This window comes from Klebsiella sp. JB_Kp042, from assembly GCF_040065275.1.
GTDB lineage: Bacteria > Pseudomonadota > Gammaproteobacteria > Enterobacterales > Enterobacteriaceae > Klebsiella > Klebsiella quasipneumoniae.
The window spans coordinates 66,614-83,706 of sequence record NZ_JBEAJL010000013.1 but is presented as its reverse complement, the minus strand read 5'-3'; the positions used below and the strand labels follow the sequence as shown (position 1 = coordinate 83,706).

The following is a 17,093-nucleotide window of genomic DNA, read 5'->3' as shown; positions in this document are numbered from 1 at the left end:
ATACCTGCCTGTCACGCAGGGGGTCGCGGGTTCGAGTCCCGTCCGTTCCGCCACTTATTTAACATTAAGCCTGCTCAGATAGCAGGCTTAGTGGTAAGAAAGCTTTAGGGGCGTAGTTCAATTGGTAGAGCACCGGTCTCCAAAACCGGGTGTTGGGAGTTCGAGTCTCTCCGCCCCTGCCATTTATAAGAATCCTTTGCTCAGGCAAAGGATTTTTTTTTATCTCTACTCTCCATCTGCAATATCCCTGTTCAAAATACCTTGCTTCTCTCCGTCCATGGAGAGTACCGCTTATTCCAGGATAGGGCTTTTCAGGATCTCGTGGATCTGCCCCTGCTTATCGCTATTTTGTAACCAGATCGCATAGAGTGGGCGGGAAAGCGTAGCGCTGTCCATGACCGTATGTAACCCATGCTTCTCTTTGGCCCAGCGAACAGGTAGCCAACAGCAGCCGTTCAGGCGTGATAATTGCTGGTAGATCAATTCAGCTGAAGAGGTAGTGAGCAGCGGAACATCATCGCTTCCTATCAGACCCACTTCGTTTTGCTGAAAATCAGGCCCCCATTCAAGGCGCAAGTAATTCAATTCATTTCTGTTTTTTGCAGGCGATGCGCAATACAAGGCAAGGGTAAAATTACCCAACAGCTGGCTGCTTAATTCATCCATCTTCGGCGATTCGGTGGTGATCAGCAGATCCAACTGGCGTTCATGAAGCTGTTTAACCAGCGACTGCCGCTGTGCGATACGCGCTTCAAACTGGAGATTGTAAGGTGCGCTGTAGAGGGTGCCGAGCCAGCCGTTAAGCATGCATTCCCACAGCGAGGCGCTGGCTCCGATGGAGAATTCATTATGTCGCGAAGAGTGTGCGACCTCCTTGCGCGCAGCCTGCCAGGTATTCATTAACGTTTCGGCGTAAGGCAGGAGCTTTTCTCCGGCCGTCGTCAGGCGAATGTTATTACGATGTCGGGTGAACAGGTTCACACCAAGTTGATTTTCCAGCTGACGAATACGAAAGCTGACCGCTGACTGCGTCAGGTAAAGCGCCTCTGCTGCTCGCCCAAAGTGACGAGTTCTGCTCACTTCCAGGAAAGTCTTGAGCAATTCCGTATCCACACCGTTCTCCACAAAATTATTTGTCGTGATGATTTAAATGTTTTGTTTGACGCTCTGTCAAGCGTAACTAATACTCCGCGCCATAAATAGCTCGGCCAAAGAATCAGGAGCGTGTAGGATGGCGGAAAGCTTTACGACGACTAATCGTTTTTTCGACAATAAAAATTATCCACGCGGGTTCTCCCGTCACGGTGATTTCACCATCAAAGAGGCGCAACTGCTGGAACGTCATGGTTATGCCTTTAACGAACTGGAACTGGGTAAACGCGAACCTGTTACCGATGATGAAAAACAGTTTGTCTCGGTGTGCCGTGGTGAGCGTGAGCCGGTAACGGAAGCAGAACGCGTATGGATTAAGTATATGGCGCGCATCAAGCGGCCGAAGCGTTTCCATACCCTTTCCGGCGGCAAACCGCAGATGGAAGGCGCTGACGATTACACCGAAAGCGATGACTAAGAAAAAAGGGCGTAAGCCCTTTTTTTTACGCCATCATTTTCTGCAGATGGTTTAGCATCCGGTCTATCGCCCGATAGCTGAGCGCCTCCTGCAAATGACGGCGTTCAATCTCTTCAGCCTCTGCCAGATCGGCAATGGTTCTCGCCACCTTTAACAGACGCTGCCAGGCTCGAATAGAGAGCCCCAACTGCGTTAGCGTCTGTTCCAGCCAGACAGCGTCCTCCCGCCGTAAGTGGCAGCAGCTCTTCATTTCACGATTCTCAAGATGAGCATTGAGCTTATTTTGCCTGAGCATTTGCCGTTCGCGCGCCGCCAGCACCCGCTGCCGGACCGTTGCGCTAGACTCTTCGCCCTGCGTGCCCTGGCTCAGTATCCCTGGCGGCGGCAGCGGGATCTCTAAGGAGAGATCGAAGCGGTCAAGGAAGGGGCCTGACAGACGTCCCAGATAACGTAATGTCTGCTCAGGCGATGTACGATTATGTTTGCCCTGATAATGCCCTGTCGGGCTTGGGTTCATCGCCGCGATAAGCTGAAAGCGCGCCGGATAGTCAATTTTGGCGCGCGAGCGTGATATGTGGATCTTGCCTGACTCAATGGGTTCGCGCAGCGCATCCAGTACACGCCGCTCAAACTCAGGCAGTTCATCAAGAAACAGCACGCCATTATGGGCCAGGGAAATCTCACCGGGGACCGGTATTGAGCCGCCGCCCACCATCGCTGCCAGCGAGGCGCTATGGTGAGGCGCGCGAAACGGCCTCTGACGCCACCGGGTCTTCGCGGTATGCAGATTGACCAGGCTCTGAATGGCGGTGCTCTCCAGTGCTTCCTGATTGCTTAATGGCGGCAGGAGACCGGGTAGCCGGCTGGCAAGCATGGTTTTCCCGGTGCCGGGCGGGCCTATCAGGAGCAGGTTGTGACCCCCGGCGGCCACAATCTCCAGCGCTCGTTTTCCCTGCTGCTGGCCGATAACATCGCGCAAATCTTCGCCGCGTTCATCAACAATGGGTGCCTCGGCAAGAGGCGGCGAAAGCGATGTCTGCCCCGCGAGAAAAGCGCACACCTCCTGCAGATGGTCGGCGACCAGGCAATCGCTGCCGCCGATCAGGCCGACCTCAGCCGCATTATCAGCGGAGACGACGATACGCCGGCCGGCTTTGATGGCCTCCATTGCGCTGGGGATCGCCCCTGGAACGCCGCGTAACCCACCTGTGAGGGCGAGTTCGCCCACAAACTCATAGTGATTCAGTCGCGTCGTATTGAGCTGCTCTGAGGCGACGAGAAGCGCGAGAGCGATAGGCAGATCGTATCGTCCGCCCTCTTTAGGTAGATCCGCTGGCGCCAGGTTAATGGTTATTTTCTTGGCAGGGAAAGCGTAGCCGCTGTTGATCAGGGCGCTACGGACCCGGTCACGGGCCTCTTTCACGGTAGTCTCCGGCAGTCCGACCATAGTCAGGCCGGGCAGACCGTTGCTGAGATGAACCTCGACAGTAATCAATGGCGCTTCGATACCGAGCGCCGCGCGAGTATAGACGATGGCGAGCGACATAAAACCTCCTGGACCAGGCAGGATTATGGCTGACCTGTGGTAAAACGGGAGCGGTAATAGTGAGAATTTAGGACCATACATCCATACTTTTCGCGCTATATCGTTACATTTAGCCGAAAATGGAATTTCGCTCGCAAAAGAGAGTGGTGTTGGAAAGGCACGCGCAAAAGCGCGCGCCAGGCGAGAGAAAACTGAATTTTTTTCATTTCTGATTTTTTTCATATAAAACAATTATTTTTGCTGAAACTGTTAGGCTGCTCAGCAACGGAGATATAAAAAAATCTTGTGTTTTATGTGATGTCTGTGGTACCTCTTTAGGTATTCCTTCGAACAAGAAGCCAGAAAGTACAGAAAATGACAGCCCTTCTACGAGTGATTAGCTTGGTCGTGATTAGCGTGGTGGTGATTATTATCCCACCGTGCGGGGCTGCACTTGGACGAGGAAAGGCTTAATAATCAAGCCTTAACGAACTAAGACCCCCGCACCGAAAGGTCCGGGGGTTTTTTTATAACTGAAATAACCTAAGCGAGGAGCAGATGATGACTTTTAGCATAAAATTCTGTTTCTCCCGATTTATGACGGGGAACTAACTATGAATGGCGCGCAGTGGGTGGTACATGCTTTGCGGACACAGGGGGTCGACACCGTTTTTGGCTATCCGGGTGGCGCAATTATGCCGGTTTACGATGCACTGTATGACGGCGGCGTGGAGCACCTGCTGTGCCGGCATGAGCAAGGGGCAGCCATGGCGGCCATTGGTTATGCGCGAGCAACCGGTAAAACCGGAGTGTGTATCGCCACCTCCGGCCCGGGCGCGACCAATCTGATCACCGGCCTGGCGGACGCTTTGCTTGACTCCATCCCCATTGTCGCCATCACCGGCCAGGTGGCCGCGCCCTTCATCGGCACGGATGCGTTTCAGGAAGTAGACGTTCTCGGTTTGTCACTGGCCTGTACTAAGCACAGTTTCCTCGTGCAGTCTCTGGACGAGCTGCCGCGGGTCATTGCTGAAGCTTTCCAGGTGGCAAACTCAGGCCGTCCAGGCCCGGTGCTGGTTGATATCCCTAAGGATATTCAGATGGCGCAGGGCGATCTCGATCCCCATTTCTCTACGGTCGCCGATGAGATGGCATTTCCGCAGGCGGAAGTGGCTCAGGCTCTGCAGATGCTGGCTCAATCGCAGCAACCGATGCTGTATGTTGGCGGCGGGGTCGGCATGGCGCAGGCGGTACCGGCGCTGCGTGAATTCCTCGCCGTAACCCGGATGCCGGCGACCTGCACTCTGAAAGGGCTGGGCGTGGTGGACGCCGATTACCCGTATTATCTCGGCATGCTGGGAATGCACGGCACCAGGGCGGCCAACCTGGCGGTACAGGAGTGCGATCTGCTGATTGCCGTCGGCGCGCGCTTTGACGATCGCGTGACCGGCAAGCTCAACACCTTCGCGCCGCATGCCAAAGTGATCCATATGGACATCGATCCGGCGGAGCTGAACAAGCTGCGCCAGGCGCACATCGGTCTGACCGGCGACCTGAACCGCTTGCTGCCGGCGCTGCAGCAGCCGTTAGCTATCGATGGCTGGCGCGAGCGGAGTGCCGCGCTGCGTGCCGATCACGCCTGGCGTTACGATCATCCCGGTGAGGCAATCTACGCGCCGCTGTTGCTGAAACAGCTTTCCGACCGCAAGCCGGCGGACAGCGTGGTGACAACCGACGTTGGTCAGCATCAGATGTGGTCGGCTCAGCATATGACCTATACCCGCCCGGAAAACTTCATCACCTCCAGCGGCTTAGGCACCATGGGCTTTGGCCTGCCGGCCGCCGTTGGCGCCCAGGTGGCGCGCCCTAACGATACAGTGATCTGTATCTCCGGTGACGGCTCCTTCATGATGAATGTGCAGGAGCTGGGCACCGTTAAACGCAAGCAGTTACCGCTGAAGATCGTATTACTCGACAACCAGCGGTTAGGGATGGTTCGACAATGGCAGCAGCTGTTTTTCCAGGAACGTTATAGCGAAACCACTCTGACTGATAACCCTGATTTCCTCACGCTGGCCAGCGCCTTCGGTATTCCTGGCCAACACATCACCCGTAAAGACCAGGTTGAAGCGGCACTCGACACCATGCTTTCGAGCCAGGGGCCATACCTGCTTCATGTCTCAATCGACGAACTTGAGAATGTCTGGCCGTTGGTGCCGCCCGGCGCCAGTAACTCTGAAATGCTGGAGAAATTATCATGATGCAACATCAGGTCGCTTTACAGGCACGTTTCAACCCGGAAACCTTAGAGCGCGTGCTGCGCGTTGTCCGCCACCGTGGTTTCCAAATCTGCGCAATGAACATGGAAACCGCGGCGGACGCACAGAACATAAATATCGAATTGACCGTTGCCAGCCCGCGGCCCGTCGAATTACTGTTTAGTCAATTAAGCAAACTGGTCGACGTTGCCTGCGTCGAGATCCAGCAACCCACATCACAACAAATCCGCGCCTGAGCGCAAAGGAAGAAAAATGACGACGAAAAAAGCTGATTACATCTGGTTCAATGGCGAGATGGTTCCGTGGGGCGAAGCGAAAGTTCATGTGATGTCCCATGCGCTGCACTATGGCACCTCGGTATTCGAAGGCATCCGTTGCTATGACTCGCACAAAGGCCCGGTGGTGTTCCGTCATCGCGAACATATGCAGCGTCTGCATGATTCAGCCAAAATTTATCGTTTCCCGGTCTCCCAGAGCGTCGACGAACTAATGGAAGCCTGCCGTGAAGTCATTCGCACCAATAATCTGACCAGCGCTTATATCCGCCCGCTGGTGTTTGTTGGCGATGTCGGCATGGGGGTAAACCCGCCTCCGGGTTACAACACTGACGTGATCATCGCGGCGTTCCCGTGGGGAGCCTACCTCGGCGCAGAAGCGCTGGAGCAGGGGATCGATGCAATGGTCTCTTCCTGGAACCGCGCGGCGCCGAACACCATCCCGACGGCGGCGAAAGCCGGCGGCAACTATCTCTCCTCGCTGCTGGTTGGCAGCGAAGCGCGTCGCCATGGCTACCAGGAGGGTATCGCCCTCGATGTTAACGGCTATATCTCGGAAGGCGCAGGCGAAAACCTGTTTGAAGTGAAGGACGGCGTGCTGTTCACCCCGCCGTTTACCTCTTCCGCGCTGCCGGGCATTACCCGCGACGCCATCATCAAGCTGGCGAAAGATCTCGGTATTGAAGTCCGCGAGCAGGTATTGTCCCGTGAATCCCTGTACCTGGCGGATGAAGTCTTCATGTCCGGCACCGCGGCGGAAATCACCCCGGTACGCAGCGTGGATGGCATCCAGGTCGGCGCAGGCCGTCGCGGTCCGGTTACCAAACGCATTCAGGAAGCCTTCTTTGGCCTCTTCACCGGTGAAACAGAAGACAAATGGAGCTGGTTGGATCCGGTAAGTAAGTAATTAAAAATGGGACGGCACGCACCGTCCCATTTAATAAACACAGATGGGAGTAAAAAGAGCATGCCTAAGTACCGTTCCGCCACCACCACACATGGCCGCAATATGGCGGGCGCCCGCGCGTTGTGGCGCGCAACCGGGATGACCGATGCCGATTTCGGCAAACCGATTATCGCCGTCGTTAACTCCTTTACCCAGTTTGTTCCCGGGCACGTGCACCTGCGCGATCTCGGCAAACTGGTTGCCGAGCAGATTGAAGCCGCCGGTGGCGTGGCCAAAGAATTCAACACCATCGCAGTGGATGATGGGATCGCCATGGGCCACGGGGGTATGCTCTATTCACTGCCATCCCGCGAGCTGATCGCCGACTCGGTGGAGTACATGGTTAACGCCCACTGTGCGGATGCGATGGTCTGTATCTCCAACTGCGACAAAATCACCCCGGGGATGTTGATGGCTTCCCTGCGCCTGAACATTCCGGTGATCTTTGTGTCCGGCGGCCCAATGGAAGCCGGGAAAACCAAGCTGTCAGATAAAATCATCAAGCTCGACCTGGTGGATGCGATGATCCAGGGGGCGGATCCGAAAGTGTCTGACGAGCAGAGTAATCAGGTGGAACGCTCCGCCTGTCCGACCTGCGGCTCCTGTTCCGGGATGTTTACCGCCAACTCCATGAACTGCCTGACCGAAGCGCTGGGCCTGTCGCAGCCGGGTAACGGCTCTCTGCTGGCGACCCACGCCGATCGTAAGGAGCTGTTCCTTAACGCCGGGAAACGTATCGTTGAGCTGACCAAACGCTATTACGAGCAGGATGACGCTTCCGCGCTGCCGCGCAATATCGCCAGCAAGGCGGCCTTTGAGAACGCCATGACGCTGGATATCGCCATGGGCGGTTCCACCAACACCGTTCTGCACCTGCTGGCGGCGGCGCAGGAAGCTGAAATCGATTTCACCATGAGCGATATCGATAAGCTCTCCCGCAAAGTGCCGCAGCTGTGTAAGGTGGCGCCGAGCACGCAGAAATACCATATGGAAGATGTGCATCGCGCCGGCGGCGTGCTGGGCATTCTGGGCGAGCTGGACCGCGCCGGGCTGCTGAATCGCGAGGTTAAAAACGTCCTCGGCCTGACGCTGCCGCAGACCCTGGAACAGTACGATGTGATGGTGACTCAGGACGATGCGGTGAAAAAGATGTTCCGCGCCGGCCCGGCGGGCATCCGTACCACCCAGGCGTTCTCGCAAGACTGCCGCTGGGATACGCTGGATGACGATCGCGCCGAAGGCTGTATCCGTTCTCTGGAACATGCTTACAGCAAGGACGGCGGCCTGGCGGTGCTGTACGGCAATTTCGCGGAAAACGGTTGTATCGTGAAAACCGCCGGCGTGGACGACAGCATCCTGAAATTTACCGGTCCGGCGAAAGTATATGAGAGCCAGGACGATGCGGTAGAGGCCATCCTCGGCGGTAAAGTCGTTGAAGGCGACGTCGTCGTGATCCGCTACGAGGGGCCGAAAGGCGGGCCGGGGATGCAGGAGATGCTTTACCCCACCAGCTTCCTGAAGTCGATGGGGCTGGGCAAAGCCTGCGCGCTGATCACCGATGGCCGTTTCTCCGGCGGCACCTCAGGGCTCTCTATCGGTCACGTCTCACCGGAAGCGGCGAGCGGCGGCAACATTGCGCTCATTGAAGATGGCGACATGATCGCGATTGATATTCCGAACCGCAGCATCCAGCTGCAGCTGAGCGATGCGGAAATTGCGGCGCGTCGTGAAGCCCAGGAAGCGCGTGGCGACCAGGCGTGGACGCCGAAGCATCGCCAGCGTCAGGTCTCCTTTGCCCTTCGCGCCTACGCCAGTCTGGCGACCAGCGCTGACAAAGGCGCGGTTCGCGATAAATCGAAACTGGGTGGCTAATCATGGCGGATTCACAACCCCTCTCCGGCGCCCCCGAGGGCGCCGAATACCTGAGAGCAGTGCTGCGCGCGCCGGTTTATGAAGCGGTGCAGAAAACGCCGCTGCAAAAAATGGACAAACTCTCTTCTCGCCTGGATAACGTTATTCTGGTGAAGCGCGAAGATCGCCAACCGGTACACAGCTTTAAGCTGCGCGGCGCCTACGCGATGATGTCCAGCCTGACCGCGGAACAGAAATCCCACGGGGTGATCACCGCCTCGGCGGGCAATCATGCCCAGGGCGTGGCGTTCTCCGCATCGCGGCTGGGCGTTAAGGCGCTGATCGTGATGCCGGTAGCGACCGCCGACATCAAAGTGGATGCCGTTCGCGGCTTTGGCGGCGAAGTGCTGCTGCATGGCGCCAATTTTGACGAAGCGAAAGCTCGGGCGATTGAACTGGCGCAGCAGCAGGGCTTTACCTGGGTGCCGCCGTTCGATCACCCGATGGTCATCGCCGGTCAGGGAACCCTGGCGCTGGAGCTGCTGCAGCAGGATGCCCACATTGACCGCGTGTTCGTCCCGGTGGGCGGCGGCGGCCTGGCGGCAGGCGTGGCGGTGTTGATCAAGCAACTGATGCCGCAGATTAAAGTGATAGCGGTGGAAGCGGAAGATTCGGCCTGCCTGAAGGCGGCGCTGGATGCCGGTCATCCGGTGGATCTGCCGCGCGTCGGCTTGTTTGCCGAAGGCGTAGCGGTCAAACGCATCGGCGATGAAACCTTCCGTCTGTGCCAGGAGTATCTGGACGACATCATCACCGTCGACAGCGACGCTATTTGCGCGGCGATGAAGGATTTGTTCGAAGATGTGCGGGCGGTGGCAGAGCCTTCCGGCGCCCTGGCGCTGGCGGGGATGAAGAAATATGTCGCCCAGCACAATATTCGCGGCGAGCGACTGGCTCACATTCTGTCCGGGGCCAACGTCAACTTCCACGGTCTGCGCTACGTGTCTGAACGCTGCGAGCTCGGGGAACAGCGCGAAGCGCTGCTGGCGGTGACGATCCCGGAAGAGAAAGGCAGCTTTCTGAAGTTTTGCCAGCTGCTGGGGGGGCGTTCGGTGACTGAGTTCAACTACCGCTTTGCCGATGCCAAAGACGCCTGCATCTTTGTGGGGGTGCGTCTGAGTCGTGGGCTGGAGGAGCGGAAAGAGATCCTCCAGTTACTGAACGATGGCGGCTACAGCGTCGTTGACCTTTCCGATGACGAAATGGCCAAGCTCCATGTGCGCTATATGGTTGGCGGCCGACCGTCCAAAGCGCTGCAGGAGCGGCTGTTCAGCTTCGAATTTCCAGAGTCCCCGGGGGCGCTGCTGAAGTTCCTGCACACCCTTGGCACCCACTGGAATATTTCGCTGTTCCACTACCGTAGCCACGGTACCGACTATGGTCGGGTTTTGGCGGCCTTCGAGCTGGGCGAGCACGAGCCGGACTTTGAAACTCGTCTCAATGAGCTGGGCTATGAGTGTCACGATGAGACCCATAACCCGGCATTCCGCTTTTTCCTCGCGGGCTAGTGGTTCGGCAGGATTTTCCAGAAAGCATCAATAAGCGGCTCATGCAGCCGCTTTTTTTGTGCGCAAACGCCGAGCTCGAATGGGGTTTGCTCATCGCTGCGCTCCAGAATCATCACCCTGTTGCGTACCGGCTCCGGACTGTTCTCCAGCACCACTTCCGGCAGCAGCGCCACGCCGCATCCCAGGGCGACCATCGACACCATCGCTTCGTGGCCCCCGACGGTGGCGTAGATCGACGGATTGCTGATTTTATGCCGTCGAAACCACAGCTCGATACGCCGACGTACCGGCCCCTGGTCAGCCATGATAAACGGCACTGTCGACCAGTCCGGACGCTCGACGGTCACCTGGTTGCGCACCGGGCAGGGAAGGGCCGGGGCAATTAACACCACGGCGAGGTTCTCCAGCATCGAAAACGCCACCGACCCTGGCAGGGTCTCCGGCTTACCGGCAATCGCCAGGTCGGCTTCGCCGGTGACCACCTTTTCCATGGCGTCGGCGGCGTCGCCGGTCGACAGCTTGATCTCTACCGAGGGATGCGCGGCGCGAAAGCGGTCGAGGATCGGCGGCAGATGGCTATAGGCGGCGGTGACAGAGCAGAAGATGTGTAGCTCGCCGGAGAGCGAAGGGCCCTGCTGATCGATGGCGTGGCGAAGCTGCTGATACTGCAGTAAAGTCTGCTGGGCAAAGGTGCGTAACTCTTCCCCGGCTTCGGTCAGGGTCACCGTGCGATTATCTCGCACGAACAGCGGCTGGCCGAGGTCCTCTTCCAGGCGCTGGATCTGGCGCGAAAGCGTCGACGGGCTGACGTGCATGGCCCGCGCGCTGCGGCCAAAATGGCGGCTTTCCGCCAGATGCAGAAAGGTTTTCAGATCGCGTAAATCCACGGCGCGTACTCCCCGGTTTTGTATTTCATAAAATGCAACGTGACGTTGTGAATATATCAATTTCCGCAATAAAATTCCTGTCATATAGTAAGTTCATTCTCGCAAAAGCGAACCGAACAATAAGCACGACACAACATCACGGAGTTACAGACATGGCTAACTACTTTAATACACTGAACCTGCGCCAGCAGCTGGCACAGCTGGGCAAATGCCGCTTTATGGCGCGCGACGAATTCGCCGATGGCGCCAGCTACCTTCAGGGTAAAAAAGTGGTCATCGTCGGCTGCGGCGCGCAGGGTCTGAACCAGGGGCTGAACATGCGTGACTCCGGCCTGGATATCTCCTATGCGCTGCGCAAAGAAGCGATCGCCGAGAAGCGCGCCTCCTGGCGTAAAGCGACCGAAAACGGTTTTAAAGTCGGCACTTATGAAGAGCTGATCCCACAGGCGGACCTGGTGGTTAACCTGACCCCGGACAAACAGCACTCTGACGTTGTGCGCTCCGTACAGCCGCTGATGAAAGACGGCGCGGCGCTGGGCTACTCCCACGGCTTCAACATCGTGGAAGTGGGCGAGCAGATCCGTAAAGACATCACCGTGGTGATGGTGGCGCCGAAGTGCCCGGGTACCGAAGTGCGTGAAGAGTACAAACGCGGTTTCGGCGTACCGACGCTTATCGCGGTACACCCGGAAAATGACCCGAAAGGCGAAGGCATGGCCATTGCGAAAGCATGGGCAGCGGCGACCGGCGGCCACCGTGCGGGCGTTCTGGAGTCTTCCTTCGTGGCAGAAGTGAAATCTGACCTGATGGGCGAGCAGACCATCCTCTGCGGCATGCTGCAGGCGGGTTCTCTGCTGTGCTTCGACAAGCTGGTGGCGGAAGGTACCGACCCGGCGTATGCAGAAAAACTGATTCAGTTCGGCTGGGAAACCATCACCGAAGCGCTGAAGCAGGGCGGCATCACCCTGATGATGGATCGCCTCTCTAACCCGGCGAAACTGCGCGCTTATGCGCTCTCCGAGCAGCTGAAAGAGATTATGGCGCCGCTGTTCCAGAAACACATGGACGACATCATTTCCGGCGAATTCTCCTCCGGTATGATGGCGGACTGGGCGAACGACGATAAGAAACTGCTGACCTGGCGTGAAGAGACGGGTAAAACCGCGTTCGAAACCGCGCCGCAGTATGAAGGTAAAATCGGCGAGCAGGAGTACTTCGATAAAGGCGTTCTGATGATTGCGATGGTGAAAGCAGGCGTTGAGCTGGCGTTCGAAACCATGGTCGATTCCGGCATCATCGAAGAGTCCGCTTACTACGAATCACTGCACGAGCTGCCGCTGATCGCCAACACCATCGCCCGTAAGCGTCTGTACGAGATGAACGTGGTTATCTCCGATACCGCAGAATATGGTAACTACCTGTTCTCTTACGCTTGCGTACCGCTGCTGAAAGAGTTCATGACCACCCTGCAGACTGGCGACCTGGGTACGGCGATTGCCGAAGGCGCGGTAGACAACGCCCAGCTGCGTGATGTCAACGAAGCCATCCGCAGCCACCAGATCGAGAAAGTGGGTCACAAACTGCGTGGCTATATGACCGATATGAAGCGTATTGCGGTTGCCGGCTAATTCCTCGCCGTCTTTCGACTGGCCGATGCGTTGGCTACGGTAGGTACACCCCAGTCACATAGTTATCTATGTGACTGGGGATGTACTTCCTGGCCGCCTTCCGGCAAGCCGAAATCCATAGAAGAATGAATTTGTTTAGTAGGCCTGATAAGCGAAGCGCCATCAGGCAAAAACCCGGAGATTAAGATCCCCGGGTTTTTTTATTATTTCCGGTACAGGACTTTGATGATGTGGTAGCCGAACTGGGTATGCAGCGGTCCGGTTGGCTCCAGCACTGGGCAGGAGAAGACCACTTTATCGAACGCCGGGACCATCTGGCCCTGGCGGAATTCACCTAAATCACCGCCGCGTTTACCTGATGGGCAAATAGAGTGTTTCTTTGCCAGCTTACCGAAGTCGGCGCCGTTTTTAATCTGCTCCAGAAGATCCAGAGCCAGTTTCTCTTCTTTAACAAGAATATGCAGTGCTGCTGCTGTTTTTGCCATGATCGTGCCTTGAATAGGTTGAGATAAATCAGGGCGCAATATACCACGCGTCAGCGGCGATAAAGCACCTTAATGATATGGTAGCCAAACTTGGTTTTTACCGGACCGTAGGGCTTGAGAAGCGGGCAGCTAAAGACCGCCTGATCGAATGGGCCGACCATCGCGCCTTGCTGAAACTCGCCCAGGTCGCCGCCGTTGCGCCCCGACGGACATTGGGAATAGCGCTTCGCCAGATGATCGAAGCTGACGCCCCGCTCCAGTTTGGCGAGGATCTCCTGGGCCAGTTTTTCTTCTTTGACCAGGATATGCAGGGCTGCTGCGGTCTTTTTCATGGTTCTGCTCTATGGGTTAATCGCGATTTCTTCACTTTACCATCAGTCGGTAAATCTCGGCTCCGCTTTCTGCTACAATCCCCACCCCGTTCGAAGATTGAGCAAGACTCCCATGCGTTTAAACCCTGGCCAACAACAAGCCGTCGAATTTGTAACCGGACCGTGCCTGGTGCTGGCGGGCGCCGGCTCCGGTAAGACCCGCGTGATCACCAATAAAATCGCCCACCTGATCCGCGGCTGCGGCTATCAGGCGCGCCATATCGCGGCCGTGACCTTTACCAACAAAGCCGCGCGCGAGATGAAAGAGCGCGTTGGGCAAACGCTGGGGCGCAAAGAGGCGCGCGGGCTGATGATTTCCACCTTCCACACCCTGGGGCTGGATATCATCAAGCGGGAATACGCCGCGCTGGGCATGAAGTCTAACTTCTCCTTATTCGACGATACCGACCAGGTGGCGTTGCTCAAAGAGCTGACCGAAGGGTTGATCGAAGATGACAAAGTGGTGCTCCAGCAGTTGATCTCGACGATCTCCAACTGGAAAAACGATCTGAAAACCCCGGCCCAGGCCGCCGCGGGTGCGAAAGGCGAACGGGACCGCATCTTCGCCCACTGCTATGGACTGTACGATGCGCATATGAAGGCCTGCAATGTCCTCGATTTTGACGATCTGATCCTGCTGCCGACGCTGCTGCTGCAGCGCAACGAGGAGGTGCGCGAACGCTGGCAGAATAAGATCCGCTACCTGCTGGTGGATGAGTATCAGGATACCAACACCAGCCAGTATGAGCTGGTGAAGCTGTTGGTGGGCCAGCGGGCGCGTTTTACCGTGGTAGGTGACGATGACCAGTCGATCTACTCGTGGCGCGGCGCGCGGCCACAGAACCTGGTGCTGCTCAGCCAGGACTTCCCGGCGCTGCAGGTTATCAAGCTTGAGCAGAACTATCGCTCCTCCGGGCGTATTCTGAAAGCCGCTAACATTCTGATCGCCAACAACCCGCACGTTTTTGAAAAGCGTCTGTTTTCCGAACTGGGATACGGCGCTGAGCTGAAAGTGCTCTCCGCCAACAATGAAGATCATGAAGCGGAGCGCGTGGCCGGGGAACTGATCGCCCACCACTTTATTAATAAAACCAATTACAAAGACTACGCGATCCTTTATCGCGGCAATCACCAGTCGCGGGTCTTTGAAAAGATGCTGATGCAGAACCGCATCCCGTACAAAATCTCCGGCGGCACGTCGTTCTTCTCGCGCCCGGAAATTAAAGATCTGCTGGCCTATCTGCGCGTGCTGACCAACCCGGACGACGACAGCGCCTTTCTGCGTATCGTCAACACGCCGAAGCGCGAGATCGGCCCGGCGACGCTGCAAAAGCTCGGTGAGTGGGCGATGGGCCGCAACAAAGGATTGTTCACCGCCAGCTTTGATATGGGTCTTAGCCAGATGCTGACCGGGCGCGGCTATGAATCACTCACCCGCTTCACCCACTGGCTGCGCGAGATCCAGCAACTGGCCGAACGCGAGCCGGTCAACGCCGTGCGCGACTTGATCCGCGGGATTGATTACGAATCCTGGTTGTATGAAACCTCGCCCAGCCCGAAAGCCGCGGAAATGCGCATGAAAAACGTCAACCAGCTGTTCACCTGGATGACCGAGATGCTGGAAGGCAGCGAAATCGATGAGCCGATGACCCTGACGCAGGTGGTCACCCGCTTTACGCTGCGCGACATGATGGAGCGCGGCGAATCGGATGAAGAGCTGGATCAGGTGCAGCTGATGACCCTCCATGCCTCAAAAGGGCTGGAGTTCCCGTATGTTTACCTGGTGGGCATGGAGGAGGGATTGCTCCCGCACCAGAGCAGCATTGATGAAGATAACGTCGATGAAGAGCGCCGGTTAGCCTACGTGGGCATCACCCGTGCGCAGAAAGAGCTGACCTTTACGCTCTGTAAGGAGCGCCGGCAGTATGGTGAGGTGGTGCGCCCGGAACCGAGCCGTTTCCTGCTCGAGCTACCCCAGGACGATCTGATTTGGGAGCAGGCGCGCAAAGTGATTACTGCTGAAGAGCGAATGCATAAAGGACAGGCTAACGTGGCGAACATTCGCGCCATGCTGGCAAAAGCTAAAGAGAAAGGATAGCGATAAGCAGGCCGGGTAAGGCGAAGCCGCCGCCCGGCAATGTTCAGCGTATTACTTCACCTCAAGCATCCAGTGCACATAGCTTTGCCACTGGCATTCCTGTTCGATCAGCTCAGCCCCAAGCGGGTGATTATCCAGCCAGTTTTCCGGCAGCGCCAGGGACAGTTTTTCATCATCGGCCACCAGATTGATGGCGGGCAGCAAATCGTCACGCCGCCGGCTGGCAAAGAGTATCGCCAGTCGCAGCAGGCGACAAAGATGTTCGGCAACCCGCGGCGGGACGGCGTTCTGCTGATGAAGCGATGAGAGGTCGATGGCGTTAGTCTGGTTAAGCAGCAGCGTCGCAATCAGCTTCTTCTGCGCTGGGGTAAAGCCGGGCAGGTCGAGATTATTGACCAGATAGGCCGCGTGCTGCGGCGCGCGCTTAAAATCCACGCTCAGGCCAATCTCATGCAACGCACAGGCGCTGAGGAGCAAATCGCGGCTCAGCGGATCCAGTTCCCAGCAGCCGTCCAGCTGGCTGAGCAGGTGGCTGGCGAGACCCGCGACGCGCTGGGCCTGTTCGGTGTCGATCATAAAACGACGCTGAATATTACGCAGAGTGCGGCTGCGGATGTCCTGTTCAACGGAGAGATGCAGCATGCCATACACCAGCCCTTCCCGTAATGCGCCGCCCGCGAGGGTCATACACTGAATATTCAGTTCGCTGAAGATAGCGATAAGGATCGCCAGCCCGCTCGGAAACACCAGCGCTCGCTCAAGGGTTAAGCCTTCGATCTCCAGCTCTTCCAGACGTCCGCACTGGATGGCGCGCTGTTTAAGCTGCTGGAGTTTGGTCAGGGTGATCCGCTCATCCATCCCCTGCGCCATCATAATTTCCTGCAGAGCCTGAACGGTGCCGGAGGCGCCAACGCACACTTTCCATCCGTGATAGCGCAGCACATCGGCGATGGGCAGTAGCACCTCACGCGCGGCCGCCTCGGCAAGATCGAAATTCTCTTTCGTCAGGCTGCGGTCGGCGAAATAGCGTTCAAGCCAGGTCACACAGCCCATCGACAGGCTAAATAGCGAGGTCGTTTGCGCGCCGGTGCCGGTCACCAGTTCGGTGCTGGCGCCGCCGATATCGACCACCAGACGCTGATCGGCGCCGCCGGTGGTGTGGGCGACACCCTGATAAATCAGGCGCGCTTCTTCTTCACCGCTAATGACCTGTACCGGACTGCCGAGGATCTCCTGCGCTTTCGCCAGAAATTCGCCGGCATTGACGGCAAGACGCAGCGTGGCGGTAGCCACGACGCGGATTTGCGCCGGCGGAATATCCTGCAGGCGTTCGGCAAACAGGCGTAAGCACTGCCAGCCGCGCTCCATCGCTTCTGCGGAGAGCGTGTTGTCGCTATTAAGGCCGGCGGCCAGACGAACTTTGCGCTTAATGCGGCTCAGCGTCTGGATACTGCCAGCCACCTCGCGCACCACCAACATATGGAAACTGTTGGAGCCCAAATCAATGGCGGCATACAGCGAGGTGGAGCTCATGCTCTTCATCGTTCAGAAGGCTCCCTTGTCGACGGGGCGCTTGTGCCCAATCCGTGTAACTGAGCGGGTTGCCGGGG

The 17,093-nt window shown here is 57.3% G+C and carries 15 protein-coding genes and 1 tRNA gene; 10 read left to right on the top strand and 6 right to left on the bottom strand.

Annotation, left to right across the window (positions count from 1 at the left end; genetic code table 11):
* The first annotated feature begins 106 nt into the window (after nucleotides 1–106).
* Nucleotides 107–182, top strand: a tRNA-Trp gene (locus ABLV54_RS03830).
* 109 nt (nucleotides 183–291) lie between these two features.
* Here ABLV54_RS03830 and hdfR read toward each other — a convergent pair.
* Nucleotides 292–1,113 (bottom strand): HTH-type transcriptional regulator HdfR, encoded by an 822-nt coding sequence (hdfR, locus tag ABLV54_RS03825; protein ID WP_032454492.1) that lies wholly within the window; start codon nucleotides 1,111–1,113, stop codon nucleotides 292–294.
* A 118-nt stretch (nucleotides 1,114–1,231) separates the two neighbouring features.
* Between hdfR and ABLV54_RS03820 the strand changes: the two genes are divergently transcribed.
* Entirely contained in the window at nucleotides 1,232–1,570 is a 339-nt protein-coding gene (locus ABLV54_RS03820) for a DUF413 domain-containing protein (RefSeq protein WP_004886877.1), read from the top strand.
* A 25-nt stretch (nucleotides 1,571–1,595) separates the two neighbouring features.
* Here the strand turns inward: ABLV54_RS03820 and ABLV54_RS03815 are convergent, their stop codons facing one another.
* Entirely contained in the window at nucleotides 1,596–3,116 is a 1,521-nt protein-coding gene (locus ABLV54_RS03815; RefSeq protein WP_032454493.1) for a YifB family Mg chelatase-like AAA ATPase, read from the bottom strand.
* 354 nt (nucleotides 3,117–3,470) lie between these two features.
* On the opposite strand from ABLV54_RS03815, the gene ilvL reads away from it, so the two are divergent.
* From ilvL to ilvA, 6 genes are all read left to right on the top strand, one after another.
* Nucleotides 3,471–3,569 (top strand): ilv operon leader peptide, encoded by a 99-nt coding sequence (gene ilvL, locus ABLV54_RS03810; RefSeq protein ID WP_001311244.1) that lies wholly within the window; start codon nucleotides 3,471–3,473, stop codon nucleotides 3,567–3,569.
* A gap of 140 nt (nucleotides 3,570–3,709) precedes the next feature.
* On the top strand, nucleotides 3,710–5,356 hold the full coding sequence (gene ilvG / locus ABLV54_RS03805) for an acetolactate synthase 2 catalytic subunit (RefSeq protein ID WP_049013138.1): 1,647 nt from the start codon (nucleotides 3,710–3,712) through the stop codon (nucleotides 5,354–5,356).
* Nucleotides 5,353–5,610, top strand: coding sequence for an acetolactate synthase 2 small subunit (gene ilvM, locus ABLV54_RS03800; RefSeq protein ID WP_004886870.1), 258 nt, complete (start codon nucleotides 5,353–5,355; stop codon nucleotides 5,608–5,610). Before ilvG ends, ilvM begins: the two co-directional genes overlap by 4 nt.
* A gap of 16 nt (nucleotides 5,611–5,626) precedes the next feature.
* Nucleotides 5,627–6,556 (top strand): branched-chain-amino-acid transaminase, encoded by a 930-nt coding sequence (gene ilvE / locus ABLV54_RS03795; protein WP_032430284.1) that lies wholly within the window; start codon nucleotides 5,627–5,629, stop codon nucleotides 6,554–6,556.
* Between the two features lie 60 nt (nucleotides 6,557–6,616).
* Nucleotides 6,617–8,467 carry a dihydroxy-acid dehydratase gene (gene ilvD, locus ABLV54_RS03790; protein ID WP_023291545.1) on the top strand — a complete coding sequence of 617 codons (1,851 nt, stop codon included), beginning with the start codon at nucleotides 6,617–6,619 and terminating at the stop codon, nucleotides 8,465–8,467.
* A gap of 2 nt (nucleotides 8,468–8,469) precedes the next feature.
* Entirely contained in the window at nucleotides 8,470–10,014 is a 1,545-nt protein-coding gene (gene ilvA, locus ABLV54_RS03785; RefSeq protein WP_017899412.1) for a threonine ammonia-lyase, biosynthetic, read from the top strand.
* Here ilvA and ilvY read toward each other — a convergent pair.
* Complete coding sequence (ilvY, locus tag ABLV54_RS03780) at nucleotides 10,011–10,901, bottom strand: HTH-type transcriptional activator IlvY (RefSeq protein WP_012543253.1); 891 nt, start codon at nucleotides 10,899–10,901, stop codon at nucleotides 10,011–10,013. The two genes, ilvA and ilvY, sit on opposite strands and share 4 nt — an antisense overlap.
* Nucleotides 10,902–11,053: 152 nt before the next feature.
* Here ilvY and ilvC point away from each other — a divergent pair, with 152 nt between their 5' ends.
* Nucleotides 11,054–12,529 carry a ketol-acid reductoisomerase gene (gene ilvC / locus ABLV54_RS03775; RefSeq protein WP_023291546.1) on the top strand — a complete coding sequence of 492 codons (1,476 nt, stop codon included), beginning with the start codon at nucleotides 11,054–11,056 and terminating at the stop codon, nucleotides 12,527–12,529.
* Nucleotides 12,530–12,732: 203 nt separating this feature from the next.
* Here ilvC and ppiC (ABLV54_RS03770) read toward each other — a convergent pair whose 3' ends face one another.
* Nucleotides 12,733–13,014 (bottom strand): peptidylprolyl isomerase PpiC, encoded by a 282-nt coding sequence (gene ppiC, locus ABLV54_RS03770; protein ID WP_004886861.1) that lies wholly within the window; start codon nucleotides 13,012–13,014, stop codon nucleotides 12,733–12,735.
* Nucleotides 13,015–13,064: 50 nt separating this feature from the next.
* Entirely contained in the window at nucleotides 13,065–13,346 is a 282-nt protein-coding gene (gene ppiC, locus ABLV54_RS03765; protein WP_032454495.1) for a peptidylprolyl isomerase PpiC, read from the bottom strand.
* Nucleotides 13,347–13,458: 112 nt separating this feature from the next.
* Between ppiC (ABLV54_RS03765) and rep the strand changes: the two genes are divergently transcribed.
* Nucleotides 13,459–15,483 (top strand): DNA helicase Rep, encoded by a 2,025-nt coding sequence (gene rep / locus ABLV54_RS03760; RefSeq protein WP_044521744.1) that lies wholly within the window; start codon nucleotides 13,459–13,461, stop codon nucleotides 15,481–15,483.
* 51 nt (nucleotides 15,484–15,534) lie between these two features.
* On the opposite strand, the gene gppA is transcribed toward rep, so the two are convergent.
* Nucleotides 15,535–17,025 carry a guanosine-5'-triphosphate,3'-diphosphate diphosphatase gene (gene gppA, locus ABLV54_RS03755; protein ID WP_072096712.1) on the bottom strand — a complete coding sequence of 497 codons (1,491 nt, stop codon included), beginning with the start codon at nucleotides 17,023–17,025 and terminating at the stop codon, nucleotides 15,535–15,537.
* Nucleotides 17,026–17,093: the final 68 nt, after the last annotated feature.

Coding starts and splice junctions, on each gene's coding strand:
- ilvM (WP_004886870.1), top strand. CDS start 5,353: ATGATGCAACATCAGGTCGCTTTACAGGCACGTTTCAACCCGGAAACC.
- ilvG (WP_049013138.1), top strand. CDS start 3,710: ATGAATGGCGCGCAGTGGGTGGTACATGCTTTGCGGACACAGGGGGTC.
- rep (WP_044521744.1), top strand. CDS start 13,459: ATGCGTTTAAACCCTGGCCAACAACAAGCCGTCGAATTTGTAACCGGA.
- ppiC (WP_032454495.1), bottom strand. CDS start 13,346: ATGAAAAAGACCGCAGCAGCCCTGCATATCCTGGTCAAAGAAGAAAAA.
- ilvD (WP_023291545.1), top strand. CDS start 6,617: ATGCCTAAGTACCGTTCCGCCACCACCACACATGGCCGCAATATGGCG.
- ABLV54_RS03815 (WP_032454493.1), bottom strand. CDS start 3,116: ATGTCGCTCGCCATCGTCTATACTCGCGCGGCGCTCGGTATCGAAGCG.
- ABLV54_RS03820 (WP_004886877.1), top strand. CDS start 1,232: ATGGCGGAAAGCTTTACGACGACTAATCGTTTTTTCGACAATAAAAAT.
- gppA (WP_072096712.1), bottom strand. CDS start 17,025: ATGAAGAGCATGAGCTCCACCTCGCTGTATGCCGCCATTGATTTGGGC.
- ilvL (WP_001311244.1), top strand. CDS start 3,471: ATGACAGCCCTTCTACGAGTGATTAGCTTGGTCGTGATTAGCGTGGTG.
- ppiC (WP_004886861.1), bottom strand. CDS start 13,014: ATGGCAAAAACAGCAGCAGCACTGCATATTCTTGTTAAAGAAGAGAAA.
- ilvC (WP_023291546.1), top strand. CDS start 11,054: ATGGCTAACTACTTTAATACACTGAACCTGCGCCAGCAGCTGGCACAG.
- ilvE (WP_032430284.1), top strand. CDS start 5,627: ATGACGACGAAAAAAGCTGATTACATCTGGTTCAATGGCGAGATGGTT.
- ilvA (WP_017899412.1), top strand. CDS start 8,470: ATGGCGGATTCACAACCCCTCTCCGGCGCCCCCGAGGGCGCCGAATAC.